General features: G+C 63.4%; 28 protein-coding genes and 1 tRNA gene. 16 read left to right on the top strand and 13 right to left on the bottom strand.

The window, feature by feature from the left end; genetic code table 11:
• Window positions 1-94: 94 nt before the first annotated feature.
• Complete coding sequence (locus OU682_RS14760) at window positions 95-1,855, top strand: ABC transporter ATP-binding protein (protein WP_371832254.1); 1,761 nt, start codon at window positions 95-97, stop codon at window positions 1,853-1,855.
• Window positions 1,852-2,571 (top strand): CAF17-like 4Fe-4S cluster assembly/insertion protein YgfZ, encoded by a 720-nt coding sequence (gene ygfZ, locus OU682_RS14755; RefSeq protein ID WP_268942930.1) that lies wholly within the window; start codon window positions 1,852-1,854, stop codon window positions 2,569-2,571. The genes OU682_RS14760 and ygfZ overlap by 4 nt, the downstream gene beginning before the upstream one ends.
• Here the strand turns inward: ygfZ and OU682_RS14750 are convergent.
• Window positions 2,568-3,134 carry a hypothetical protein gene (locus OU682_RS14750; protein ID WP_268942929.1) on the bottom strand — a complete coding sequence of 189 codons (567 nt, stop codon included), beginning with the start codon at window positions 3,132-3,134 and terminating at the stop codon, window positions 2,568-2,570. The genes ygfZ and OU682_RS14750 overlap by 4 nt on opposite strands.
• A 61-nt stretch (window positions 3,135-3,195) precedes the next feature.
• On the bottom strand, window positions 3,196-3,759 hold the full coding sequence (gene efp / locus OU682_RS14745) for an elongation factor P (protein ID WP_268942928.1): 564 nt from the start codon (window positions 3,757-3,759) through the stop codon (window positions 3,196-3,198).
• Between the two features lie 349 nt (window positions 3,760-4,108).
• On the opposite strand from efp, the gene OU682_RS14740 reads away from it, so the two are divergent.
• Window positions 4,109-4,435 carry a DUF6280 family protein gene (locus OU682_RS14740; RefSeq protein WP_042251710.1) on the top strand — a complete coding sequence of 109 codons (327 nt, stop codon included), beginning with the start codon at window positions 4,109-4,111 and terminating at the stop codon, window positions 4,433-4,435.
• A gap of 59 nt (window positions 4,436-4,494) precedes the next feature.
• Here OU682_RS14740 and OU682_RS14735 read toward each other — a convergent pair whose 3' ends face one another.
• Window positions 4,495-5,463, bottom strand: coding sequence for a 1-phosphofructokinase family hexose kinase (locus OU682_RS14735; protein WP_268942927.1), 969 nt, complete (start codon window positions 5,461-5,463; stop codon window positions 4,495-4,497).
• On the bottom strand, window positions 5,460-5,867 hold the full coding sequence (locus OU682_RS14730; RefSeq protein WP_268942926.1) for a metallopeptidase family protein: 408 nt from the start codon (window positions 5,865-5,867) through the stop codon (window positions 5,460-5,462). Before OU682_RS14730 ends, OU682_RS14735 begins: the two co-directional genes overlap by 4 nt.
• A 78-nt stretch (window positions 5,868-5,945) precedes the next feature.
• Here OU682_RS14730 and gltX point away from each other — a divergent pair, with 78 nt between their 5' ends.
• Window positions 5,946-7,271: a glutamate--tRNA ligase gene (gltX, locus tag OU682_RS14725; RefSeq protein WP_268942924.1), complete on the top strand. Its 1,326-nt coding sequence runs from the start codon at window positions 5,946-5,948 to the stop codon at window positions 7,269-7,271.
• Window positions 7,272-7,405: 134 nt separating this feature from the next.
• A tRNA-Met gene (locus OU682_RS14720) sits at window positions 7,406-7,482 on the top strand.
• Here OU682_RS14720 and OU682_RS24265 read toward each other — a convergent pair.
• The 8 genes from OU682_RS24265 to OU682_RS14680 form a co-directional block, all read right to left on the bottom strand.
• Complete coding sequence (locus tag OU682_RS24265; RefSeq protein ID WP_371832253.1) at window positions 7,439-8,986, bottom strand: recombinase family protein; 1,548 nt, start codon at window positions 8,984-8,986, stop codon at window positions 7,439-7,441. The genes OU682_RS14720 and OU682_RS24265 overlap by 44 nt on opposite strands.
• A 169-nt stretch (window positions 8,987-9,155) precedes the next feature.
• Window positions 9,156-9,875 carry a hypothetical protein gene (locus tag OU682_RS14705; protein WP_268942920.1) on the bottom strand — a complete coding sequence of 240 codons (720 nt, stop codon included), beginning with the start codon at window positions 9,873-9,875 and terminating at the stop codon, window positions 9,156-9,158.
• Complete coding sequence (locus OU682_RS24260; RefSeq protein ID WP_371832251.1) at window positions 9,872-10,180, bottom strand: hypothetical protein; 309 nt, start codon at window positions 10,178-10,180, stop codon at window positions 9,872-9,874. The genes OU682_RS14705 and OU682_RS24260 overlap by 4 nt, the downstream gene beginning before the upstream one ends.
• Window positions 10,181-10,297: 117 nt before the next feature.
• Window positions 10,298-10,570, bottom strand: coding sequence for a hypothetical protein (locus OU682_RS24255; protein WP_371832250.1), 273 nt, complete (start codon window positions 10,568-10,570; stop codon window positions 10,298-10,300).
• Window positions 10,571-10,674: 104 nt separating this feature from the next.
• Complete coding sequence (locus tag OU682_RS14695; protein ID WP_268942919.1) at window positions 10,675-11,727, bottom strand: recombinase family protein; 1,053 nt, start codon at window positions 11,725-11,727, stop codon at window positions 10,675-10,677.
• Window positions 11,728-11,729: 2 nt separating this feature from the next.
• The gene (locus OU682_RS14690) at window positions 11,730-12,695 is read right to left on the bottom strand and encodes a YqaJ viral recombinase family nuclease (RefSeq protein WP_268942918.1); all 966 of its coding nucleotides are present in this window, start codon (window positions 12,693-12,695) and stop codon (window positions 11,730-11,732) included.
• Between the two features lie 5 nt (window positions 12,696-12,700).
• Complete coding sequence (locus OU682_RS14685; protein ID WP_268942917.1) at window positions 12,701-13,027, bottom strand: hypothetical protein; 327 nt, start codon at window positions 13,025-13,027, stop codon at window positions 12,701-12,703.
• Between the two features lie 145 nt (window positions 13,028-13,172).
• The gene (locus tag OU682_RS14680) at window positions 13,173-13,391 is read right to left on the bottom strand and encodes a hypothetical protein (RefSeq protein WP_268942915.1); all 219 of its coding nucleotides are present in this window, start codon (window positions 13,389-13,391) and stop codon (window positions 13,173-13,175) included.
• Between the two features lie 250 nt (window positions 13,392-13,641).
• Between OU682_RS14680 and OU682_RS14675 the strand changes: the two genes are divergently transcribed.
• Window positions 13,642-13,905, top strand: a complete 264-nt coding sequence (locus tag OU682_RS14675) for a hypothetical protein (protein WP_268942914.1) — start codon at window positions 13,642-13,644, stop codon at window positions 13,903-13,905.
• An 899-nt stretch (window positions 13,906-14,804) separates the two neighbouring features.
• On the opposite strand, the gene OU682_RS14670 is transcribed toward OU682_RS14675, so the two are convergent.
• Window positions 14,805-15,107, bottom strand: a complete 303-nt coding sequence (locus tag OU682_RS14670; RefSeq protein WP_268942913.1) for a helix-turn-helix domain-containing protein — start codon at window positions 15,105-15,107, stop codon at window positions 14,805-14,807.
• Between the two features lie 505 nt (window positions 15,108-15,612).
• Here OU682_RS14670 and OU682_RS14665 point away from each other — a divergent pair.
• The 10 genes from OU682_RS14665 to OU682_RS14620 all read left to right on the top strand — a co-directional run bounded on the left by OU682_RS14665 (window position 15,613) and on the right by OU682_RS14620 (window position 23,927).
• On the top strand, window positions 15,613-16,050 hold the full coding sequence (locus tag OU682_RS14665) for a hypothetical protein (RefSeq protein ID WP_268942912.1): 438 nt from the start codon (window positions 15,613-15,615) through the stop codon (window positions 16,048-16,050).
• 81 nt (window positions 16,051-16,131) lie between these two features.
• Window positions 16,132-16,650: a hypothetical protein gene (locus OU682_RS14660; protein WP_268942911.1), complete on the top strand. Its 519-nt coding sequence runs from the start codon at window positions 16,132-16,134 to the stop codon at window positions 16,648-16,650.
• Window positions 16,650-17,054 carry a RusA family crossover junction endodeoxyribonuclease gene (locus tag OU682_RS14655; protein ID WP_268942910.1) on the top strand — a complete coding sequence of 135 codons (405 nt, stop codon included), beginning with the start codon at window positions 16,650-16,652 and terminating at the stop codon, window positions 17,052-17,054. Before OU682_RS14660 ends, OU682_RS14655 begins: the two co-directional genes overlap by 1 nt.
• Window positions 17,051-17,929 (top strand): YdaU family protein, encoded by an 879-nt coding sequence (locus OU682_RS14650; RefSeq protein WP_268942909.1) that lies wholly within the window; start codon window positions 17,051-17,053, stop codon window positions 17,927-17,929. The genes OU682_RS14655 and OU682_RS14650 overlap by 4 nt, the downstream gene beginning before the upstream one ends.
• Window positions 17,883-18,320, top strand: a complete 438-nt coding sequence (locus tag OU682_RS14645; RefSeq protein WP_268942908.1) for a hypothetical protein — start codon at window positions 17,883-17,885, stop codon at window positions 18,318-18,320. Before OU682_RS14650 ends, OU682_RS14645 begins: the two co-directional genes overlap by 47 nt.
• A gap of 46 nt (window positions 18,321-18,366) precedes the next feature.
• Window positions 18,367-18,699 (top strand): helix-turn-helix domain-containing protein, encoded by a 333-nt coding sequence (locus OU682_RS14640; protein WP_268942907.1) that lies wholly within the window; start codon window positions 18,367-18,369, stop codon window positions 18,697-18,699.
• Window positions 18,692-19,006 (top strand): hypothetical protein, encoded by a 315-nt coding sequence (locus OU682_RS14635; RefSeq protein WP_268942906.1) that lies wholly within the window; start codon window positions 18,692-18,694, stop codon window positions 19,004-19,006. The genes OU682_RS14640 and OU682_RS14635 overlap by 8 nt, the downstream gene beginning before the upstream one ends.
• Window positions 19,003-19,650 carry a metallophosphoesterase gene (locus OU682_RS14630; protein WP_268942905.1) on the top strand — a complete coding sequence of 216 codons (648 nt, stop codon included), beginning with the start codon at window positions 19,003-19,005 and terminating at the stop codon, window positions 19,648-19,650. Before OU682_RS14635 ends, OU682_RS14630 begins: the two co-directional genes overlap by 4 nt.
• Window positions 19,647-20,480 (top strand): hypothetical protein, encoded by an 834-nt coding sequence (locus tag OU682_RS14625; RefSeq protein WP_268942904.1) that lies wholly within the window; start codon window positions 19,647-19,649, stop codon window positions 20,478-20,480. Before OU682_RS14630 ends, OU682_RS14625 begins: the two co-directional genes overlap by 4 nt.
• A 1,200-nt stretch (window positions 20,481-21,680) precedes the next feature.
• Window positions 21,681-23,927, top strand: a complete 2,247-nt coding sequence (locus OU682_RS14620) for a calcium-binding protein (protein ID WP_268942903.1) — start codon at window positions 21,681-21,683, stop codon at window positions 23,925-23,927.
• Window positions 23,928-24,166: the final 239 nt, after the last annotated feature.

The following is a 24,166-nucleotide window of genomic DNA, read 5'->3' as shown; positions in this document are numbered from 1 at the left end:
CCCGCGCGGGCCAAGGTCAACGGTTCCCCCGACCTTGCGGCGGCGGGACGGGACGGGCTAAGGCTGTCGCAGCGCGAACAAAGGAAAGGCGTCGCTGCCCGTGACCAAGTCCCAAACCCCGCATCCTTCGGCCACCAGCCTGCTGCGCCGGTTCTGGACCGATTACCTGCGCATTCACCGCGGCCCCATGGCCGGGGCCTTCGTTCTGATGATGGCCGAGGGATCGACGCTGGCGCTGATTTCCTGGATGCTGAAGCCGCTGTTCGACCGCGTCTTCGTCGGCAAGGAGGCTGGCGCGATCTGGTGGGTCGGCGGCGCGATCATGGGGATCTTCCTGCTGCGCGCCACGACGCTGGTGGCCAGCCGCTCGCTTCTCAGCCGCATCTCGCTGGGCATATCGAGCGCGATGCAGCGCGATCTGCTGGCCCATATCATGACGCTGGACGGGCGGTTCTTCCAGGCCAACCCCCCCGGCGCCATGATCGAGCGGATCCAGGGCGACACCATCGCCGTCCAGGGGGTCTGGGCCAATCTCATCACCGGTGCCACGCGGGATGTCATTTCGCTGGTGATGCTGTTTGCGGTGGCGGTGGCCATCGACCCTGCCTGGACGCTGGCCGCGCTGATCGGCGCGCCGATCCTGATCGCACCCGCAGCGCTGGTGCAGCGCTATATCCGCCGCAAGGTGCGCCAGAACCGCGCCGATGCCAGCACACGCGCCACCCGCCTGGACGAGGTGATGCACGGCATCGCCTCGATCAAGCTGAACCGGGCCGAGGCCCATCAGAACGCCCGTTTCGCCAGCATCGTCGCCCGTATCCAGAGATCCCAGGTCAAGGTCGCGGCCATGAGCAGCCTGGTGCCCGCCCTGACCGACATCGTGACCGGCATCGGCTTTGTCGCCGTTCTGGCCCTTGGCGGACGGGAGGTGATGGAAGGAGAGCGCAGCATCGGCGACTTCATGTCCTTCTTCACCGCCCTGGCGCTGGCCTTCCAGCCCATGCGGCGGCTTGGCGGACTGGCGGGCACCTGGCAGACCGCGGCGGCCAGCCTGGAGCGGGTCTATCAGGTGATCGACACCAAGCCCGCCATCACCTCGGGGTCCCGGCTCCAGCCGCCTGCCGATACCTCGGTTCGGCTGGAGGACGTCTGGCTGTCCTATGACGGCAAGCCGGTGCTGCAGGGGCTGACATTTTCCGCCGAGGCGGGCAGGACCACCGCGCTTGTCGGCCCCTCGGGGGCGGGCAAGTCCACCGTCTTCAACCTGCTGACGCGCATGGTCGATCCCGACGGGGGCCGGATCACCCTTGGCGGGGTGCCGGTGCAGGATTTCGACCTGGGCGTCCTGCGCGACCAGTTTTCCACCGTGACGCAGGATTCCGCCCTGTTCGACGAAACCTTGCGCGACAACATCCTGATGGGGCGCCCCGGCGCGGATGACGCGGCGCTCAGGCGCGCGATGGACGCGGCCCATGTCAGCGACTTCGTGGCCGACCTGCCCAGGGGGCTGGACAGCGCGGCGGGCCCGCGCGGATCGGCGCTGTCGGGCGGCCAGCGGCAGCGCATCGGCATTGCCCGGGCGGTGCTGCGCGACGCACCCGTCCTGCTGCTGGACGAGGCGACGAGCGCGCTGGACACCGCCAGCGAGCGGCTGGTCCAGGCCGCCCTGGAGACGCTGTCGCAGAACCGCACGACGCTGGTGATCGCACACAGGCTGTCCACCATCCGCACTGCCGACAAGATCGTCGTCATCGAACAGGGCCGGGTTGTCGAGGAAGGCAGCCATGCACAGTTGATGGCCCTGGGCGGCGTCTATGCCCGCCTTGTCGCCCTGCAATTCGGAGAAAGCCAATGACCCGCCAGATCATCCGCGTCACCGGAGAGGATCGCCTGGCCTTCCTCCAGGGCCTGGTCAGCAACGACGTGACCCGCGCGCCTTGCTGGGCCGCGCTGCTGACGCCGCAAGGCAAGTATCTGGCCGATTTCCTGATCGTTCCCGATGGCGAGGCGCTGCTGATCGACGTGGACGCGCGGCTGGCCGAAGATCTGGTCCGGCGGCTGACGATGTACAAGCTGCGCTCCAGGGTTGCCATCGAGGTCGCCCCCATGACCGTAGGCCGCGGCACCGGACCCGCGCCCGAGGGCGCGATTGCCGATCCCCGGCACCCGGCGCTTGGCTGGCGGCTTTACGGCGGCACCGGCGACGACGGAACCGACTTCGACGCGATCCGCGTCCGGAACGTCATCCCCGAAACGCTGGTCGAACTGATCCCGAACGAGACCTTCATCCTGGAAGCGGGGTTTGAGCGCCTGCACGGCGTCGATTTCCGCAAGGGCTGCTATGTCGGCCAGGAGGTGACGGCCCGCATGAAGCACAAGACCGAGTTGCGCAAGGGCCTGGCCCGGCTGCGGATCGAGGGCGAGGCCCCCGTCGGCACGCCGATCACGGCCGACGGGAAAGAGGTCGGCACCCTGTTCACCCAGTCGGGCGGCCATGCCCTGGCGCATGTCCGCTTTGACCGCCTCGGGCCGGACATGCAGGCGGGTGCTGCGCGGCTGTCGGCGGATTAGGCCAGCTTGCGGATGCGGTCGCCCAGGGCGACCTCGCCGTCCCGCTCGATCGAACACAGGATGCCGCGCAGGCGCAGGGCCGGGTGGCCGGGGGCGGTGATCCAGTCCTTGGCGGGCGTGCCATAGCGGACCTTCCACTTGACGCAGCCGTCGTTGAAGACATCCGACACCCGCAGCACCGCCGTTCCCGCCTGCAGCAGCGTGCCGACGGGCAGGTTCGCTTCGCTGGTGTCCAGGTCGCAGATGATCGTGTCCCCGGGATGGGGCGTGTTCTTGCGGTCCCGCCAAACGGCGTCCATCACCCGGCGCGGCAGGATCGAGACCTGGATGCGCGGGTCGGGCGATCCGTCCGGCAGCTTCAGCCAGGGCGCGGCCATCCAGCGTTCGCCGGGGACGCCCTCGTCGCGGGTCAGCGTCAGGCGGTCGGGAAAGCTCCGCTGGTTGAAGCCGGGCCGAAAGCACAGGCATTCGACCGGCGCATCGTCCCTCGGCGCCGCCAGGACATGGGGCAGGGCGTGCGCCAGGTCCTCGGACGTGGCCTGCGGAAGGGTCGTGGCGGTCATGGGCGACACCGGCTGGCTGGGGTGAAGACGCCCCGGGCGGGCCGGGGCGCAGGAGGCAGGGTCAGGCCCGTTCGCTGTATTCGAACAGTTCGGTGTTGACGATGATCTTCTCGCCCTCGCCCACGAAGGGCGGGATCATGATGCGCACGCCGTTGTCCAGGATGGCGGGCTTGTAGCTGTTGGCGGCGGTCTGGCCCTTCACGACCGGCTCGGTCTCGGACACGGTGCAGGTCACCTTCTGCGGGATCGACACCGACAGGGCTTCCTCGCCGTAGTATTCGATGGTGGCGGTCATGCCGTCCTGCAGGAAGGGGCGGCGGTCGCCCAGTAGGTCGGAATCCAGTTCGGTCTGCTCGAAGGTTTCGCTGTCCATGAAGACCAGCTTGCCGTCGGATTCGTAGAGGAACTGCTGGTCCTTCTGTTCCAGGCGGACCTGCTCGACCTTGTCTTCGCTGCGGAAGCGTTCGTTCAGCTTGCGACCGTCGCGGAGGTTCTTCAGCTCGACCTGGGCAAAGGCGCCGCCCTTGCCGGGCTTGACATGGTTGACCTTCACGGCGGCCCACAGGCCTCCGTCATGCTCCAGCACGTTGCCGGGGCGAATTTCGTTGCCGTTGATCTTGGGCATTGGGAAACCTATCGGGATTCGGGGAATTCGTGCCGTTCGTCTTTGAACGGCGCTGCGCCGCCCCTATATCGGGGCCTTCGAGGCGAGGCAACCAAATCGGCTTTGCCGTGTTGTCAAGGCGCGAACCGGGGTGCTGAGACCCCGATCGCAAGGTGTCTGTGCAGGTTTCACCTGTTTTTTACAGGACATGCGTATTCCGCATGGGTGATATGCATTCTGGGGAATAACGAATCGACGGGCATCTGGGCTAAGCAGCAGCACCGTCAGAGAAACGGAAACGAAAAACGATGGGTTGGCATGTTGCCTCCCACATGGTCGCCTTCGCGGCCCAAGAAGATGGACGAACGATATGCGCGATTTTGTCGACGGATCGGCTTTCAATTTCGAACAGGGCCAGCGGGCCCGCAAGCTCTTTGCAGCCGTGGTTCTGGCCGCGCTGGATGACGCGATTGCAGATGACAAGAAATACGGCAACGGCCCCGAGCAGATCGCCCGCTGGGCGCGGTCGCGGGACGGGCGCGAGGTGCTGTCCTGCGCGGGCATCGACCCGAATGAACGGGTCGTGAAGGGCCTGATGGAATTCGTGTCCAAGGGGGTTCGCACCTCGGTCGCGCTGTCGCGCGAGGAAAGCGAGCGCCGCATGGCCGCCGAGGCCGAGGAAGCCGAAGCCGCCTGAGGGCGCCGCCTTCGCATCAAAGAAGCCGCCCTGCGGGGCGGCTCTTTTTTGTTTCGGGGTCACAGCTTCGAGATGGCCCGTTCGGCGTAGAAGCGTTCGACATCCTCGGCCCGGCACAGATCGGTCGCGGGCGTCATGACGGCGGCGGATGCCGCGGCCGCGCCAAGGGCCAGCGCTTCCTCGACCGGCCAGTCGCGCGCCATGGCCAGCACGAAGCCTGCGACGAAGCTGTCGCCCGCGCCGACCGCGCTGACAACCTTGACCTTCGCGGCTGCTGCGTGCCAGGCGCCATCCGGCCCGGCGATGACCGATCCGTCGGCCCCGCGCGCCACGATCACCGACCGCGCCGCGCCGTCCTTGACCAGGCCGGCTGCAAATGCCGCGCTGTCATTGCGCGTGGGAAGGAGGCGGCCCGCCAGATCCTCGGCCTCGTGACTGTCCATGCGCAGCACGTCCACGGGGGTCGATGATCCAGCCAGCACCCGCAGGGCCTCTCCCGAGGTATCGACCAGAAGCCTCGCGCCACTGTTCTTCAGCCGCACGGTCAGCATCTGCTCGAACCCGGCGGGCACGCCCGGTGGGTTCGACCCCGACACGACCACCCAGCCACCGGGGCGCGTGCTTTCGGCAATGGCCTGGGTCATGTCGGCGACATGCGCCTTGTGCCATTCGGGGCCGGGCATGACGAAGCGGTACTGGCCGCCCGTGGAACGGTCGGTCACGGCCAGCGACTGCCGCGTCTCGCCGGGCGCGGTCAGGCGGACCACGGACAGCCCGTCGGCCTTCAGCATCTCGGCGATGCGGGTGCCGGTCGCGCCGCCAAGCGCCACCATCGCGGTGGATTGCCCGCCCATGTGCTGAATCGCCCGGCTGACATTGATGCCGCCGCCGCCCGGATCGGCCTCGGGCTTGTCGCAGCGCAGCTTCAGTTCGGGCCGGACCTCGTCCGTCTGGGTGGACAGATCCAGGGCCGGGTTCAGCGTGACCGTCAGGATCGGCGCCTGCCCCGCCAATGCCTGCGCGGTCATTCCCACCACCTGTCGATGCGGGCGATGTCGTCGTCCGACCAGCCGAAGTGATGCGCCATCTCGTGGGTGACCACATGGGCGACCAGTTCGCCCAGGGTGACGCTCCCGCGCGAGGCCCATTCGTCCAGCAACGGGCGGCGGTACAGCCAGATGATGTCGGGCTGGCCCGGCTGATCCAGGACCGACTTTTCCGTCAGCGGAATGCCGTCATAGATGCCGGTCAACTCGAACGGATCGTCGATCTGGAGTTCGTCCAGCACCTCCTCGGGGGCGAATTCGGCGACGCGGATGGCGATGCTCTGGGCATGGCCCGCGAATTCCGGCGGCAGAGCCGCCACGGCGTCGCGCGCCATCGTCTCGATCCGGCCTGCATCGGGGGCGGTCAGGTCTTTCCAGTCGGTCATCCGCTTCTCCTGCATACCGGCCCTGATATGGACAAGAATCGCCGTCTGTGAAAGAGCAAGGCGAACAGGAGACGTGCCATGACCACCACCCGCTTCGCCCCGTCGCCCACGGGCCACATCCATGTCGGCAACCTGCGGACCGCGCTGTTCAACTATCTGATTGCCCGAAAGGCCGGGGGGACATTCATCCTTCGGCTGGACGACACCGACCAGGAACGGTCCAAGGAAGAATATGCCGACGGCATCAAGCGCGACCTGGAATGGCTGGGCCTGCACTGGGACCGCGTCGAACGCCAGTCGCTGCGCCTGGACCGTTACGGCGAGGCCGCCGACCAGCTGCGCGCTGCGGGGCGCCTTTACGAGGTGTTCGAAACACCGACCGAGCTGGACCTGAAGCGCAAGAAGCAGCTGAACATGGGCAAGCCGCCGGTCTATGACCGCGCCGGGCTGGCCCTAACGGATGCCGACCGCGAGCGCCTGCGCGCCGAGGGGCGCGAGGGTTACTGGCGCTTCAAGCTGGACCAGGAGCGGATCGAATGGACCGATGGCATCCTGGGCGACATCTCGATTGACGCCGCGTCCGTCAGCGACCCGGTGCTGATCCGTCATGACGGGCAGGTGCTCTATACCTTTGCCTCGTCTGTCGATGACACCGACATGGCCGTCACCCACATCGTGCGCGGCGCGGATCATGTGACCAACACCGCAACCCAGATCCAGATCATCCGCGCGCTTGGCGGCACGCCGCCGTCCTTTGCCCATCACAGCCTGCTGACCGGCGCGCAGGGCGAGGAACTGTCCAAGCGCATCGGCGCCCTGTCGATCCGCGACCTGCGCGAAGCGGGCGTCGCCCCCGAGGCGCTGCTGTCGATGATGGCCCGCCTGGGATCGAGCCAGCCGGTCGAGCTGAAGATGACGCTGGACGATCTGGCCGAAGACTTCGACCTGTCGCAGTTCGGCGCCTCGCCCACGAAGTTCGATGCCGAGGATCTGTGGCCCCTGACGCGCGAGCGGAACCAGGCGCTGCCCTTCGACGCGGTTCGCGACCGCATCACTGCGCTTGGCGTGCCGGAAGGTCTGGCCGAACGCTTCTGGCAGGTGGCCTCGCAGAACATCACGAAGCTGGACGACCTGGCCGAATGGTGGGCGATCTTCAGCCAAGGGGCCGAGCCGCAGATCGATCCCGAGGACACCGACTTCATCGCCCAGGCCATGCCGCTACTGCCGCCGCCCCCCTATACGGACGCGACCTGGGGCGAGTGGACGGCTGCCGTGAAGGAGGCGACGGGGCGCAAGGGCAAGGGCCTGTTCATGCCGCTGCGCAAGGCCGTAACCGGCCAGGCCCATGGCCCCGACATGGCGCAGGTCATGCCGCTTCTGCAGGTGGTCAAGGCCCGCGGCTGAGACGTCGCGCCCTCAGGCTTGCCGCGCCGTCCCGGACCAGGGGCGGCGTTTTTCGTTCCGGCGCCCTGGCCGCAAAAAACCTGCGGAAACCGCTTGACGCCCCCGGCGCCAGCCCGTAAATCGCCTGCACCCGTGGCGGAGTAGCTCAGCTGGTTAGAGCAGAGGAATCATAATCCTTGTGTCGGGGGTTCAAATCCCTCCTCCGCTACCACCGAAACCCCCCGTTTCCCCCCCAACAATGGCGCGACGGTCCCGATGATCTCGCAAATTACGTGGTTGTCCTCGCGATCGTGAATCACGACGCGGTCGATCAGTGACCGGAATGCGTCGAACATTGCGCGGTCTTCACGGGGGTCGAGGTCGGGAAGGTGCTCGGCCAGCACAGTCAGCAGCTCTGTCATTTCCGCCAAGGCGGCTGGATGCAGGGTAACGACCTGGGCGGACGGCGCCCGCTCCAGCAGTTCCTTCGCGGCCTGAACCTCGGCACGGATCGGCCCTACCTGACGGTCAAAGAACTCGGCATCGATGCGGCCATCGACCAGGTTCATCTGCAGTCGATCGAGCTTGCCTTGCGCAGCTGCGAGTGCCCTTTCAGCCTTGGCCCGCACCTTCGAAGCATCGCGCGACTCAGCCTGCACGGTTTCCAACCACGACCTGACCGCATCAGGCTCCCGCAGGCGGGCGATCACCGCGTCGACAACGGCCCGCTCGATCTTGTCGAGGCGGTAGCGTCGGCGGTTGTCGCATGAGCCGCTTTCCTTTGCAGTGGAGCACGTGACCCGGATCGCGCCGCCGCGCCGATCATGCATGGTCAGACCCCCGCCACACTGGCTGCACTTCACCAGTCCGGTCAGCAGCCGGCGCGATCGCGGGTCGGATTGCTTTGGCTTGCGCACGATGATTCGTCCTTGCTTACGGGCCTGCACAGCTTCCCATAGCTCGGGATCGATGATTCGCAATTCTGGCGCTTCGGATCGGCGCCATTCGGAGGGGGGATTCGGACGGCTGACGCGTTTGCCCGTGTCGGGGTCGCGGACCATCCGCACGCGGTTCCAGACGATCTCGCCGGCATAGATGGGATTGGTCAGGATGCCATAGCCGCGGCCTTCGTTGCCGTTCAGGGTGCTGGCGTTCCACCTGTTGCCCCGAGGGGCAGGGATGCTGTCGTCATTCAGGGCCCGGGCGATGTCACGCGGGGATGTGCCCTCAGCATAGGCCTGGAAGATGCGTTGGACGACCTGTGCCTCTTCAGGATTGACCTCGGGTTCGCCGGGGCGACCCGGCACTGGCCGGTAGCCGTAGGCCTTACCGCCAGCGATGCGGCCGTCTGCCACGACACCTGTCATCCCGCGCCGGATCTTGTGCTTCAGGTCGGTCAGGAAGAGGGTCGAGACCAGGCCTCGGATGCCGACCTGGATCGCATCGGCCCGGCCGTCATGCACGGCGACGATGTCGATGCCCGCAAAGGTCAGCCGCTTGTGGATGCCCGCGAGGTCTTCCTGGTCGCGGCTGAGACGATCTAACGCTTCGACGACCACTGTGTCGAAGCGTCCTGCCCGGGCGTCGTCCAGAAGGCTCCATAGCCCGTCGCGTCCGTGGACGGTTGCTCCCGATCGCGCCCGGTCGCTGTAGCGCGCGACAATGTCGAGGCCCTGCTTGCCCGCGAATTCCTGGCAGAGGGACAGTTGGTCATCGACTGATCGGTCGCTTTGCATGTCTGTCGAGAAGCGGGCGTAGAGCGCGGCGCGGGGCATTCTGGATCCTCGTTGTCCTGTGCGGCCTTTCTGGCCTTGCATTTCGCGGCATAGGCTCGCGCTACCTGCCAAAAATCGGGGCCAATTGTGCTGCCGTTGTCGCCGGTGTCTATGATTCGTGGATGTGCCGTCAAAATAGCACCTCCTGCCGAGCGCCGATCCGGTCCATCCACCGGAAATCAGGGTGTTGCTTTGGGTGAGAGGGGCCGCGCGGATCGCGCTTGTCCCAGACGAACCACACGTTGCGTTGCGGGGGCGAGCCTTCGCCGGTGAAGTCCAGCTTCCACCGCATCAGGTAGCAGTATGAGAAGGGCTGCGAGTCCAGCAGATTGCCGAGGCCATTGGCGCGGGCCGCCGGCCAATCCCACGACAGCAGCAGGGCGAGATAATCCCAACCCGGCATCTGCAGCGTATGGCGCAACCAGCGGCCGTGCCCATCGCGCGCGTTGATCAGGTTGTAAGGCGGATTGGTGATGATTGCTCGGGCGCGGCTGCACATGCAGGTGAAATAGTCGGCCATCCAGCTGTCGGGGCATCCCCGGTCGATCAGGTCGGACGCGCAGCAGGGGATTCGGGCGTTCCGGATTTCCTTCACCAGCGCGCCCTCGCCGCAGGCCGGCTCCCACAACGACCCGCACGCCCGGATCACGTCGCCGTCGCGGTCCAGCAAGCCCCGGATCGCCTCGGGCTGGCCCGTGGGGTAGTAGTCATGGGCGCGGCGGTCGCTGTCGGGCTTTCGCTGCGTCGGCAGGTCGTCACAGAGCGTCGGTGCTGAGGCGCGGCTGCGTCCCGCCTGCGCGCGGAACAGCGCCTTGCTGGTGTTGGACTTGGGGAGGGCAGGGGCGCTCATGCTGCCGCCTTCCGCAGGGCATAGCCCGTCCACTGAACCGCAGCGGCCTGCATCATCCCCGGGAACGACCGACTGCGCAGGCGAGCCCGCTCGGGACCAGGCGGCATTCGATGCACGCGGTTCCAGCGCTTCCATTCACCAGATCCACGCTCTGGCTCAGGAAGGATATCGGTCGCCGACAGCTTCGGCAGGCCGCGCAGATACCAACCCGTCGCCTTGTACTCGGGATGCCCGAACCAGAAGGGCTGCACCATCTGCGGCTTGGGCAGGTCGATTGGCATGCGGTCGCGCGCCAGGTCGTTCATTTCCGGGTTCTCGACAGCCACGCGCTCGATCGGCACCGTCCAGCAGGCGGTGAAGATCGACACACCAAGCTCAAACTCGACCCGGATATCGTCCCATGTCCTGTCCTGCGGCAGCTTCTAGGGCTCTGTCCATTTGTCGGGGCCGCTCATCCACTGGCGGCCGGATCGGCACAGGCGCGTGCAGGGCGGGTGCATGACGGCGAGCAAATCCCACCCCTCGTTCAGGATCCCGTCGCGGATATCGCAACGAATATGGCGGTTGCTGCCATCCTCGGCTGCCTCAATGTCGCAAGACCAGACATCATGGCCGAGGGCGGCGAAGGCGCGGCGGGCAATGCCGGAGGTTTTACAGCCGATCAGGACGCGCATCATGCCGCGATCGTTATTCATGTCATCGCTCCTGGTCTGGGGAAAAGCCCCGGCTGGCGCTGGCGTGCAGGACCAGCCGGGGAGGTGGCCGCGACCCGATCTGACGGCGGGTTGCGGCGGGAGGATCAGGCGTCGGCGCCGTCGCGCTCCGCGGCGATCTGCTCGTATTCGGCCATCATCGCGGCGTGTTCATCCGGCGCGCCTTCGAGGATCTGCGCCAGCTCGGTGCCGTAGAAATCCAGCGTGGCCTTGTAGGGCGCACCGTTGGTCAGTTCGCGGCGGATGCCCTTGTCGGTGTTCTGGATCAGGTCGGTCAGCGACGTGCCAGCCTTGGGCTCCTCGGCGGGCGTCTTGAGTGCCGCCAGCCGGTCGGAATAGGCTTTGCGGGCTTCGGCCTTCTCATCGCCTGACAACTTCGTGCAGTCAGCGCCGACCTTCTGCAACTCGTCCTCGGTCTTGGCCGCGGCGATCCGGTCCTTCACGTCGCTCAGGGTGACAGCCGGTGCCTTCTTCTCGGCGATCTTGTTCCGCACCTTGGCGCTCGCTGTGGCGGGACCTTCGATCACACCTTCCTCGGGCGTCACGTCCCGCATGACCGGCGTGTCGCGCACCTCCTCGGCGATGGCGACGCCGCGCAGCACGTCTGCGAAGGCATCCCGCAGCGCGAAGCCACGGGCGCGGAGCTGCAGCATCCGGCGCGGGTATTGCTGCCAAGGGCCAGCCTTACCAACCAGCCCCGCCTTCTTGGCCTCGTCCATGGTGAACTGACGCACAACCGGGTTGGCCTGACCGCGACGGCGGATGGTGCAGGTCGCAATCTGTCCGTCTTCTCTGATCACCTCATCGATGGATTCCAGCACGCCGGACCCTTGGACCAGCGCCAGCATGGCGTCGCCCCAGATCGACGGGCGCCCATTGATGACAGCGATCGACTGCATGGCCTGCAGCGGTGCCAGGCCGAGTTCCGCGCCCCACTGGACGGCAACCAGCACGTTGCCTGGCTTGCCCACGAAGTCCTTCGGGACGATCGAGGAGTCGGCTAGGAGCTTCGCCATTTCCATTGCCTCGGCCAAGTTGGTCGGGTTCAGGATGCCCATGGAAGGGCGGTTCTGCGGCGCGATGGCCTGCCCTTCGGGTGCCATCGCCAGCGCGCTCGATTGATGCGTCATGGTATTCATAGTCAGTCCTTCTTGGATTTGAGGCGCAGGACGCGCGTCGTGGATTCGGTGCTGTAGAGAGCAGCGATTTCGGGGTGGTCTTTGCGCAGCGCCCTGGTGTCGATCCGCTCGGACACCTGCATCTTCCAGGTGGCGATCGGCTCGCCCATGTCGGTCAGGACTTCGGCGTCCTGCATGTCGGCCATGATGACCAGCTTCAGCTCGTCCTCGCGGCGCTTAAGGTCCGCCATCTGTTCCTTGATCTCGGCAAGGTCATCGACGGCGCGCGCGGCCGCGCCGCTGGCCATATGCGATTTGGCTTTCAGGTGCTGCGGCCAGCGGGCCTGCGCGTCAGCCACGGTTTCCGGGTCAGGTGCGATGCCTTCCTCGACCAGCTTCCAGAACACCGCGGCCTCAGTCAGCAGGTCCGCGAACAGTTCAGGGTGCGCCTCGATCGTGTAGCTGCGGTAATCGCTGCCGCCGATCAGCACTGCCAAGTCGGCGTAGCGCGCGCCGGTGATCCCCATGTACCACTGCACCTGGCAGAGGTAGTTTTCGGGGATTTCGTCGGTGCCATCGGCGCCCCAGACACTGGCCGCGAAGCCGTTGGCCGTCTTGCACTCGAGGATCCGGTCGGTGGTCAGGCGCCCGTCGATCCAGCGGACGTTGCCGCGAATATTCGGGTTCACGACAGCGCGGTCGATGTTCGCCATGGCGAAGGAATGCTCGGGGTGGATCAGCTGCGCGTTGACACGCTGAACCTTGGCGCCGGTGCGCAGGGCGTATTCCTTCGCGACCACATCCTCGAGGATCGAGCCCCAATAGAGCCAGGGCTTGTCGCCATCTTCCTCGACGGCCTCGCCGCGCTTCGACAGCCAAACGTCATAGGGCGTGGCGAACTTGGACAGGCCGACAATGGCCGCAATGTCCGACCCGCCGATGCCATGGCGGCGGCGCGCCAGGAAATCCCTTCCCACGATCTGGTTCATAGTCATTACTCCGCTGCGATGGGGAATGGCGCGTCCTCAATCCGGCGCACGGTCGGCCAGTCGAGATCGCGGGCGATGCAGACTTCCTGCAGTTCGCGTTCAAAGGTGTCGGTGTCGTCCTTGAGGCAGACCGGAAGGCCACCATGGGTGGCGATTTCCCAGACTGCGACCGGGCGGCCGTTCTCTGCCGCGTCCGCGAAATTGTCATAGGCCGTGTCGCGGCAGCCGGTTACGTCGCCGCTGCCGATGCCAAAGCCGGGGCCGAAGTCCTGCACCACCAGGTAGAGGATCGGGGGCATAGGGGTGCGGATCATGCGGGGAAGATCAGCCATGGCGCTGCATCTCCTTGAGCTGCGCCACGGCGCTCATCAGCGCGTGGGCGATTTCGAGGGGGTTCATCTTGATGGGGCTGCCGGGGGGCCATGGTGGCGGCCGCTTCAAGCGCGCTGCCGAGTTCGTGGAGGCGTTCGGGAGACATCAGCGCGCCTCCTGAGCCCAGGCGACGCATTCGCCCGGTAGAAGCGATAGTGTTTTGCAGCCGTTGAGGGTGCCAGCTGCTTCCACAGCCTCCCACGCGGCCTGCAGCGCTTCCGCACTCGGGGGCAGGAGAGGCAGTGCCAGCCAGACCCAGAACAGAATGATGCCGAGGCCGATGCTGCCCCACGCGATGCAGTTGAGGGGATCGAGGCGGCCCATCAGCGCAACCTCGTCAGTTCAGCCGAGGCCAGCAGAACAAGCTGGGCGTAAATCAGGTGCAGGATGGTCTGGCCGAGGGCCTCGTTCGTGATGGGGTTTTGAAACGTCTCATGCGAAAGCATTGGGGCTTTTCTCCATCCAGCACGGGATGTGCTGTTGAGAGAAATATTGCGTTAATCGCAAAAGTAGCGCAAGCCTAAATATTGCGATAATCGCAAATAACATGCCGCACTCATGATTCGAGCCTGCCATGCTGCTCATGTCAGCGTCGAACGGCGGCGCTTGCGACTCGGTCCCGATCCGGCCATCACGGCGCTATGAAGATCACGCACGACAACAAGACATTCACGGTCACCGGCCAGCAGTGGGCAGGGACGTACCATTAAATAAACTGGACGAATGGCTGACGTTCTACCGCAAGCAGCGAGCCGATTTCCCGAAGGCCGGGTCCAGCTATGACGTCGCGATTGCGGGTCTGGAGGCACTGACCGAGAAACTAGCCGTCAACGCATGAGAAAGCCCCGCTCGTGGCGGGGCGTACTCAGTACTACAACCCTACCGTCATAGGTAGGGCACCAAGATGTTAGCGCTGGTTGGGAAGTTTTAACAAGCCCCATGGAAAAACCCCCGGCGTGTCGTGGCGCCGGGGGTGAGTATGCAATCTGGGGTAAGTGAAGATTGCATTGCAGCCGGCTGGTATGCTCATTCCGCGTATCATGCAATGACCGCGCCCGTCTGATCAGACTAAGGTCTTGGCATAAGACACCCCGCACTTCGAAGGGTTGAAGTAGGTATTGCTTGGGCATCGGGAGATTGGGCTGCTGTGACACTACTCGCCTGACATCCTCCTGCGTAACGGCCAGAAGGCCGCTTATGATGGGAGATGAGAAGCCCTACATCCCTGGAGTGGTAAGTCTACTTGAGTGCCACAGAGCAACCTGCTGCGCCAGCGAAGGGCAGCAAGGCTGATGGACCAGGGTCTATCCCCGCAATCTCGATGAAGCGTTCCCACCGGTGCTGGCCCTTCCTGCCATGCCTATCACAGCGTGGCCGCACCACAGCCGGCAAAGGTGTCGTCAGGCGGAGATCTATGGAGCGACCGGAAGTCTTGACCTGTCCAAAGAGTTAGTTTTCGGACGTTTATCAACGGGCAAAACACCTGCAAAATTGACCTGCAGAACAACTAACAACGCGCGAGCTGCTAGCATAGCGGTCAACTAAAGCGTTTTTGTGTATGGTTAAGCACAAGATATTGGTAACGCATGATTTTAAGGCACAAACGCGCAAAAAGTCGGGCTTCAAGGGGTGTTCCAACGCTCGCGATGTTCCTGTATTGTTCTCATTATACGAAAGGGATTCGAGGAAAGATGAACGATGACGCGGAAGCTGTCTTGGTGGAGGTAGAGGCTATCATCAACCTCCCTCACGGCGACGAGCGATCAGCCCGTCTACAGCGCCTGACATCAGATCAAGCTCTTCATCGGTTAGCAGCTTCAGGCGGTCCGCTAACCGCTTCTCTGCTGGCCTGGCAGGAGCATCGGGACCGTCAAAGAATGCTTTAACCTTAGCCATCTCCTCTGGTTGAACTCGCCGTTCGCCTTTCAGTATTTTACTAACCTCAGCGGCACTCACGCCCATGGCCTTAGCCAAGGCGCTCTTCTCGCCGCGCTTACCGGTCAACCGGTCAATGATCCACTTAGCGTCAATCGTTTCCATGGGGCTATGTTGCGCAAATCGCAACAGCATAATACTGCGATAACCGCAAACTATGCCCTTGCCTTAATTTGCGATAATCGCAATAATTACGAGTATGGAACCTGCACAAACCATCATCAAGCTCTGCGGCGGCTTTCAAGCCGTGGCAGACATGACGGGTCGCGATGTGTCTCGCATCCATCGCTGGACCTATCCGAAAGATCGGGGTGGAACCGGAGGGTTCATTCCCGCGGACATTCAGGCTCAGCTGCTTACTGAGGCCATCAGGCGCGGGTTTCCCCTGACTCCGAACCACTTCTTCCCGGACTTTCTGCCCGCCGACCAATCTCAAGAGGATGCAGCAGCCTAACCGCCGCCGCGCCCTTTCCTCGCATTTCCACATCCGCCCCACACGGCACGCAGGCGAGACTGATGACACGCCACCCACTCCACTCTGAACACCTCCAGTCCCCACGCCGAGAAAGTACCACGGGCGTGAGGCTGCTCAAAGAAATCGAGGTTTCCCATGGCTGACCTCAAGTTGATCGTTGGATCGCACATGCGCGCGATGGTTGGCCGCCTCGGTTGCTTCGATGCCGTAGCCGAAACCATCAACGCACGCTGGGGCTGCCACACCGTCAAGGGCACGATCAGCCGCAAGGCCAACGGTACGCTAAACTGGGACGTGTTCGACGTCGTCGCGCTGGAGGATGCCCTTGGATGCGATCCGGTTTCCCAGGCCTTGGCCCGCCGTAACATCGCCGCCGCCGTGACCGGCAACAACATCAGCCCGATCAACGATGCCGCCGTGATCTCAAAGGAAAACGGCGAGGCTATCGCGGCGCTGATCCAGGCGGGCCAGTCGGACTGCGCAGGCCTGCGGGCTGATGCGATCTGCCAGCTCGAGGACGCTGAGCGGGCAATCAGGGCCGCCAAGGCGCGGCTGATGAAGGCGGCAAAGTGAACCCCCTGCGCGGGGCAATCAGCCTCGCGCGCCCCACGCGGCCGCGGCGTCCAGCGGCAAACCTGCACCGGACCAATTCCCATGAATGCACACGCCGAAATTCACCACGACATGGAAGGCGAGGAAGCCGACCTGCAGCTCGACACCCTACGCGGCGATATCCGCGACGCGATGCTGAGCCGCATCCGGCACATGAAAACCAATTGGGCTCTCCTGACCGAGGCCGAGCAGGCCGAAATCGTCAATGGCCTCGAGCTTGCCGCGAAGAACCTGGTGCGCGGCGTGGTGCGCGAGCTGATCGCCCACGAGTTTCCGCATGCCGTCGTTACCCTCGGCGAGGTCAAGATCGGCGGTACCAAGGGGATCGAGGCCAAGATCACCTGTCCGAACATCGAGCTGAACCGCAACGTCCTGGGCGATCATGTCGGCGAGATGGTTCAGATCGTGATGATCGACAGCGACAAGTTCATGGGCGAGCGCGAGGCTGCCGACATCCAGCCCGACCAAGGCGATATGTTCGCCGGCGCCCCGGATGATGAGGGCGAGTCCGCGGAGGAAGACGAGCCTTGCCAGTTGCCGAAGCCCGAGGACTTCGAGTGATGGCAGACTTCACGATACCGGGACGGCCCTTTGCCAAGCAGCGTCCAAAGGCGGCGATCGTCGCCGGCCGGGCACGGGTCTATACGCCCAAGGAAACCGTCAGCTTCGAAAGCAAGGTCGCAGAGATTGCGCGGCCGCACTTCCCGGATCCCATCGAGGGTCCAGTGAAGCTGCGCATCGTGGCCGTGTTCGCCGTCTCGGCATCGTGGAGCAAGAAAAAGAAGGCTGCCTTGGAGGGCGGCTTTCACATCCAGAAGCCGGACTCGGACAACCTCGCGAAAGCCATCAAGGACGGCCTGAACCGCATCGCTTGGCGTGATGACAGCCAGGTCGCCGACGTGCGCTGCGTGAAGCGGTGGGGCCGGTACGACGAAACCTATGTGCAGGTCGAGGCACTGGGGTGAGCTTCAACGCCAAAGCCGCGCGCGCCAAGCGCCCCTGTCCGATCTGGGTGGACGCGTTCCAGCGTGACACGCAGCACTTGGAGGCCGACGAGATTGGCGCGTACTTCCTCATTCTCATGGCGATGTGGACTCGGGAAAGCTGCGACTTCCCCGACGACGACAACCGCCTTGCGCGCGTGTCTCGCGTGTCGTCTCGGCTTTGGAAATCACGCATTGGCCCGGTCATTCGGGAATTTCTGATCGCCGAGGATGGGGCCGTCTTCTCAAAGCGGTTACAAGAAGAAGCCACTTACGTCGAACGCCAGGTTAAGCAACAGTCCTACCGTAAAACGGGCGAAAAATCCTGTAACCCACTGAAAGATAATGAGCCGCCATCATCCACGGATATAACCACGGATGAACCGGGGAACCATCCTTCCCAACAACCCAACAGTAGTGGTGGTGGTGGTGGTGATGGGGGCGATAACAAAGCCGCCGATCAGACCTATCTCGAACGGGTCTGCGCAGCTTTTGGAAAACCCCTCGGATCAGTCTCCGTCCGCGGAAAGACATTCCTGCCGGACGAAGCCGAATGCGCCTTGGTCATGCAATGGCGCGACGACCTGGAGCTGACTGAGGATCAAGTCGTCGCCGAGGTTGATCGCCTGACCCGATCCAAGCGGGACGGTCCACCCAAGACCCTCGCCTACTTCACCGAACCCCTCGCCCGCCTCGCTGGCGAACTGAAATCTCGACCCAAGCTGACACCGATCGAAGGAGGGCAAGATGTCCAACCTACCCGCACAAATCGTCAAGCTGCCGCATCCGACGCCCTGCGTGACGCGCTCCATGTCGCCGGAACAATGCGCAGACCATCGAGCAAGGATTGCTTTTGAGGTCGAGGTGATCCTGCAGGGCTACTGGCAGGCAGAACTGGCGCCGCAGATGAAAGCCGCGGTCCTGGCCGATTGGGCTGATGAACTGGAAGACTGGCACCTCGAGCAAGTCCGCTGGGGCCTGCGCGAATGGCGCCGCGAGAATCCCCGCCGCAAGCCGAACGCAGCCGATGTGCTGGCCATCCTCAAGGCCGAGCGCGGCAAGGCGGAAATGGCACGACGGGCCGCCCAGCAAAGCACTCAACCTGAGAAGCGTCAGCCTATCAGCGCCGAGCGCGCAAACGCGATCCTGGTGGAGCTTGGATTCTCCGTGAAGCGCATCGAGCCGCTGAAGGAACAGGCCTCGGCCGAGGAGATCAACGCCATCCAAGCCGAAATGCGCAGCGCCTGACCCACACCCCACAGCCTGACCACCGCCTGACAGAAGGAACCCCACAATGACCGCCCCTGTCGCCAACTTCATGACTGACGCCGACAAGCTGTCGGCCGGCCGGCTCAACCCAACCCGCGCCACTGTTCGCACCATTGCCAAGGAGGTCTGCGAGTGGACCGGGCACAGCTATCTCGCCGTGATGGGCCGCAGCCAGCGCGCCGATGACTGCCGCGTCCGCGACCTGGTCTGCTTCATCGCGCACCGCAACGGCATGTCCCTCTCGATGATCGGCCGGGCCTTCGGGCGGGATCACACGACGATCATGGCGGCGGTTCGCCGCGAACAAGCGCGGCGCGATGCAGCTGCGAAAGCCAGCACGGGGGCCAGCGATGAGTGAGCGTGAGGAGTGGGGCCCTTGGGTTGAGCATGACGGCAAGGGCTGCCCGTGTATCGGCATGTATGTCCGCATGGAGTCAAAGGGTTGCTCCTGCCGCCATCTCGCCGAAGGCATCGCCCGGGAGGAGCCGGAGTGGGGCAAAGGGCTGGACGCGCAGTGCAAGAGGTGTGGCGTGGAAACCGTAGTTGCCATTGGCCGCTATCAGATCCGCAAGCCGCGTGGCCTGACCATCCTGCAAGACCTGATCGAAAACCCGCCCGCCCCACGGGTGAGCGCCAACCGCGAAATGGGGCTAGAGGACGCATGAGCAGAACCTATGTATTTCCGGACCTTCATGGCCGCTTTGACCTTCTTTGCGACGGCCTCTTTGCCGTGCGCTCTGCGGGTCGTGCGGACAAGATCATCTTTCTGGGCGACTATATCGACCGAGGGCCGCAATCGGCGCAGGTCGTCCAGCGCATTCGCAACGGTGTTGAGAACGGTCTGCCGTGGGTGGCTTTGAAGGGCAACCATGAGGATTTCATGGCTGCAGCTCTCATCGACCAAGATCAGATGATGGCGGGAAGCTGGTTGATGAATGGCGGAGCCGAGACGATCGACAGCTACGGTGACGAGGACATGATGTCTGACGCTGCTTGGATGAAAGCACTGCCAACATTCCACCAGGACAAGCACCGCGTCTATGTCCACGCCTTCGCTCCCGAGGAATACGACCTTGCGGAAGCGCCAGATCGCACTGTGCTCTGGACCCGCTATCCCAAGGGTGCTGATGTTGGCTATCGCGGCAAGCATGTTGTTCACGGGCACACACCGCAGCGACACGGCCCTGAGCGCTACATTCACCGGACCAATCTTGATTGTGGGGCCGTGTTTTTCGGACGCCTCTGCATCGGAGTTTTCGATGACGCTATCGCTGGGGGGCCGGTCGATATCATTGAGGTGCAGGCATGAGCATTCACCGGCCGATCAACGATCCCGACCGCGCGCTGATCGACGTGTACCTCGAAAGGCACCCGGTTACGGTATGCCCGTCGCAGTTCCGGCAGCCGGCGCGGAAAGCCCGTCGCAGGGCTGCGCAGGTCGAGCCGCAGGCCGAGGCCACGACCAACGCGCCGCGGATCCGCACGAGCGACCGCTCGGACCAGGCAGGCCCGCGCGTCATGTCGATCCAAGCCGCGTTGGAATGGGCCTTCCTGACTGAGAAGGCGCAGATCGACTTTGACCAGTACGGCGCCCACGAATTCGACCGCGTGGGCCTGGACCCCTTGTGGCGCGGCATGCAGATGGCGATCCTCGGCACAGCCGTCGACGGCGGCGGTACCAGCGACCCGGCAGCCGATGCGCAGATCATCGCCTCGTACGTTGAGACCCTGCCGATTGGTCTCGGCGGCGCTCGCATGGCTACGCAGGTAGCCGAGCTGGCGCGCCTGCGTAGCGTGCCCGATTGGGGACAGGGCGAGCGGCTGGCCATCGTGCCGTGTGGGTGGGAGCCATGCGGATGGGACTTGGAGAAGCGCGCGGCGATCTTCACCGCCGCCACGGAGAAGACCGGCAGCATCTGGACTTGGCGCGATGAGCGCAGCCGCAAGCGGGTGAAGACCGGCGAGGTCTGCCCGGTCAGCTACACCGGCACGGCTCGCATGATCGCAGCCAAGCGCCGCAACTACCTGGATTGGGTGGGCGCCTTGCTGCACCTGCAGGCCAGCCTGCGGGGCTGCCTGCATGGGATCGAGCTGACGGACGCGCTGCCGCCTATGGCGCCTTGGAGGGCAGGGGAATGATAGACAGGAAGCATCCCGAGGACGAAGCCGCGCGCCGGTGGGTCGAAGAGGGGCGGCAGTGAGCGAGGCTCTGCAACGGCTGATTGAAGCAGTTGAAGCTGGCGGTAACAGCGTTGGTCCCAGAGCATCTAGGGTGCTTGGGCCAAAGCAGTATTTGGATACCACCAACCTTTATGGCGAGTTCGGTCAGGTGCCGTCGCTCGATGCCCTCTTCGTCTGCATGCCGCACTGTTGCCGGGTGGTGGGCAGCTAAGTTGACATGATCTGCGGCACGGTCAGCATAGGTTCACCGTCACCCGTCATAAAGCAATCACAGCGCGACCACCTCAAGTAACAGGCTACTCTTCTTACTTCTCGCTTGAACTTCAGGATCAGGAAAAAATAGTTAAGTTACTGCGAAGACTGATCACAAATGTTTTTTTTACGTGATATTTGATCGCAATGTGATTCTTTTCTTCAGGGTAGCCTTTAGCGGCGGTTCAGGCGGTGAATTTGGTCATTCGTGTTGATCCAGGGATGAAGGGCACCCAAACAAGCTCGGATATGTCCGGGGTCATCTGTCCAAACGAATTCTGTGCAATCCGGCAGAGCAGTGGAGGTTTCCACGGAAAAGATTTGCACCTGTCGCAAATCCTCTTCAGTCCGTTTGGCGCAACACCCGGATGTGGACCTAGGTCCCACGTGTTCGAAGGTGCCAACTATGTGCCAGGCTTGGGGCAGAGAGCCGACCAACAACTGATCGGCTCGGACGGATCACGACGAGCAATTCAGCACGTTTGGGTTGGCATCTGCAGCCTTCATTCGGGAGCCCTGGCGCGGGTCCGGAGAGTCAGAACTGGTCAACTGTCCCGCCAATTTCTTCATTTGCTGAAAGCAGCGGCCAACTGCCGGAACTGGTTGGCTGTCTTTGTCCAACCTTCCCGAAACGAGCTTCAACTTCGGCTATTGCATGTCCGTGGCTGCAGGCCACACCAGCAATCTCCGCCTGCAGGAGGCTACGGCCCAGTTGCCGATGATCCCGCTTAATCGCCAGTAGCGATCAATGGCAGGGCGCTCATCTTTGCCAGCCACAGTCTTGCAGCGCTACTCGCGCGGAGCAAATGCCGACGCCTCTACTTGGCCGAACTTCCTGTCAAGCGGGCGGCAGGTCAGGGCCTTGAATACATGTTGAAGTAACATCCACAGATCAAAAGGTGCACCATGGCTGTGTTTACAGGTAAGAATAGCTGGTCCGACAGAGATGCAATCGGCCAGTACTACGGGAACAATACGACCGGAAATGACATCATAAATCTTCTCGATGGAGACGATTACGCTAATGCCGGAACCGGCAATGATGTCGTCGACGGCGGATATGGCAACGACAGCCTGGAAGGTGACGCGGGCCAAGACACGATGCGCGGTGGTTTTGGCGACGATTACCTTGAAGGGCAAGCCGGTGCCGATACGCTCTATGGCGGCTATGGTGATGACCGCCTTTACGGGGATGGATACTATTCGTCCGGGGCAGATCTTGGCGACGCACTCTATGGCGGCGAGGGCAACGACAGCCTTTATGGCGGATCCGGCGGTGACATTCTGGACGGCGGCAACGGCGATGACACGTTTATTGTCGGGTCGTTCAGCGAGATGTCGGGCGACAGAATCAACGGAGGCGCAGGCATCGACCTGCTCGAGGCCAGCTACAAGCTGGCGACGAGCAGAATAGTCTTCAATGCGAAGGACTATCTTACCAGTTACACTGCGCCGGGCAACATCATCATACAGAATGTTGAGCGCTATGAAATCCGCGGCTCGGATTTCAACGATCAGCTGAGCGGCGGGGAGATGAAGGATGAGCTTCAGGGCGGGTTGGGCTCGGATCTCCTGAATGGTCGCGGCGGGGAGGACAGTCTTTTCGGGGGCCATGGAAACGACACGCTTCAGGGCGGCAATGGCAACGACTCCCTTTATGGCGATCTCGTGGGCTATATCGACTGGGACGAGGGCGACTATTACTGGAATCCCAGGGGCAATGACGTGATCCATGGCGGCCTGGGAGACGACGCCATCGCCGGCGGAGCCCTGAATGACCGGCTTTTCGGAGAAGACGGCCACGACAGTGCGAAGGGCGAAACCGGCAATGATTTTCTTGACGGGGCCCGAGGCCGCGACACGCTCGAGGGGGGAGCCGGGTCGGACACCATTCTTGGTGGAGCAGAAGCAGACGAACTGTACTCTGATGCCTTCCTCGACTTTGACAACACCCTTGAATGGGACAACCTGGAGGGCGGGGCCGGCAGCGACATCATCTGGGCGGGTATTGGCGACAGAGCGATTGGGGGAGACTTTGCAGGGACCGTGGACACGATCCGCATGACCTTCGCTTATGTGTGGAACAGCAATATCGGCGTCACTTACAACCTGGCGACCCAGGGTCAGACCCTGACCACCCTGGCCAATGGCACGAAAGTCGATGGGTTCGAAGTTCTGGAATTCTATGGCGGTGACGGGGTGGACCGGGTGACTGCCGGCAGTCTTAATGACATCCTCAGCGGCGGCGGCGGCGGCGATGTCTTGGTCGGGGGTGCCGGCAACGACGCTCTGGATGGTCAAGGCGGCGTTGACATTCTCCGGGGCGGTGCAGGCGATGACACCTTCAACGACAGTGACGACACGGACTTGCGGATGTCCGATACCGCCTATGGCGAAGCGGGCAACGACGTGTTCAACGACGGCTATGGCGCAGACAAGCTCTACGGGAATGAAGGCCAGGATGTCTTCCATCTTGGCTCCTATTTCCGGGAGGAGGACTATCTGGGCGACACCGTGGATGGCGGGCTTGGCTATGACCAGCTTGATTACACGGATGCGGATCTGTCGGTTTACATCGACTTGGTCAGCCAAGCCGCGAACGCCGGCGCAGCCCGCAACGACCGGATCTTCAATATCGAGGACATCACCGGTTCAGGCCATGATGACTACCTTCTTGGGAATGCCACTGCCAATACGCTCCGTGGCGGAGGCCAGGACGACGTTCTGAACGGCCGCGGCGGCAATGACGTTCTGGAAGGCGGCGCCGGCGCCGACAACATGACGGGCGGGCTTGGCCAAGATCATTTCGTGCTCGAACAAGATGACGGCTTCCTTTCGCATGACCCGTACTGGCCGCATGATGTCATTACGGACTTCCAGAAGGGTGTAGACAAGCTTGCGGTCCTGGAGTCGGAATTTGATGTGGACTCTTTCAACTTCAGGCTTCTCAACCAAATGAGCCATGTTGCCGCCACGAACGGCCCGACTTTCGTGTTCGAAACGGATGCGCACCGGCTCTGGTTTGATGAGGACGGCAGAGGTCAGGACACTGATGGCGACGGGCTCATCGACACCAACATCGACGCTGTTCTTATCGGAACGCTTAACTCCATAAACGGTCTAACCAAGAATGATTTTGCGTTCTTTGATTGATCAAGCCTGAATATTCCAAACCTAGGGGTGAGCCTGGGCGCTCACCCCGTTCGGGCAGACGAACCCAAACTACTTGTGCATGACCTTGACCTGACATTGGTCTTTTATCCGCGATGACGTGAGCCTTTCGAGCTATCTGCCCTTCAGTCTTCGGGCGGGGCGCTAGTGTTCTGAATCTGACGCTTGCTACCTGTTCCCGCGGATACCATCGAGTGCATCGAGCGCTCGCCGTTCACGGG

It is taken from the genome of Paracoccus benzoatiresistens (genome assembly GCF_026913015.1).
Taxonomy (GTDB): domain Bacteria; phylum Pseudomonadota; class Alphaproteobacteria; order Rhodobacterales; family Rhodobacteraceae; genus Paracoccus; species Paracoccus benzoatiresistens.
The sequence above is the reverse complement of the archived record's forward strand: the minus strand, read 5'-3'. Positions and strand labels throughout refer to the sequence as shown.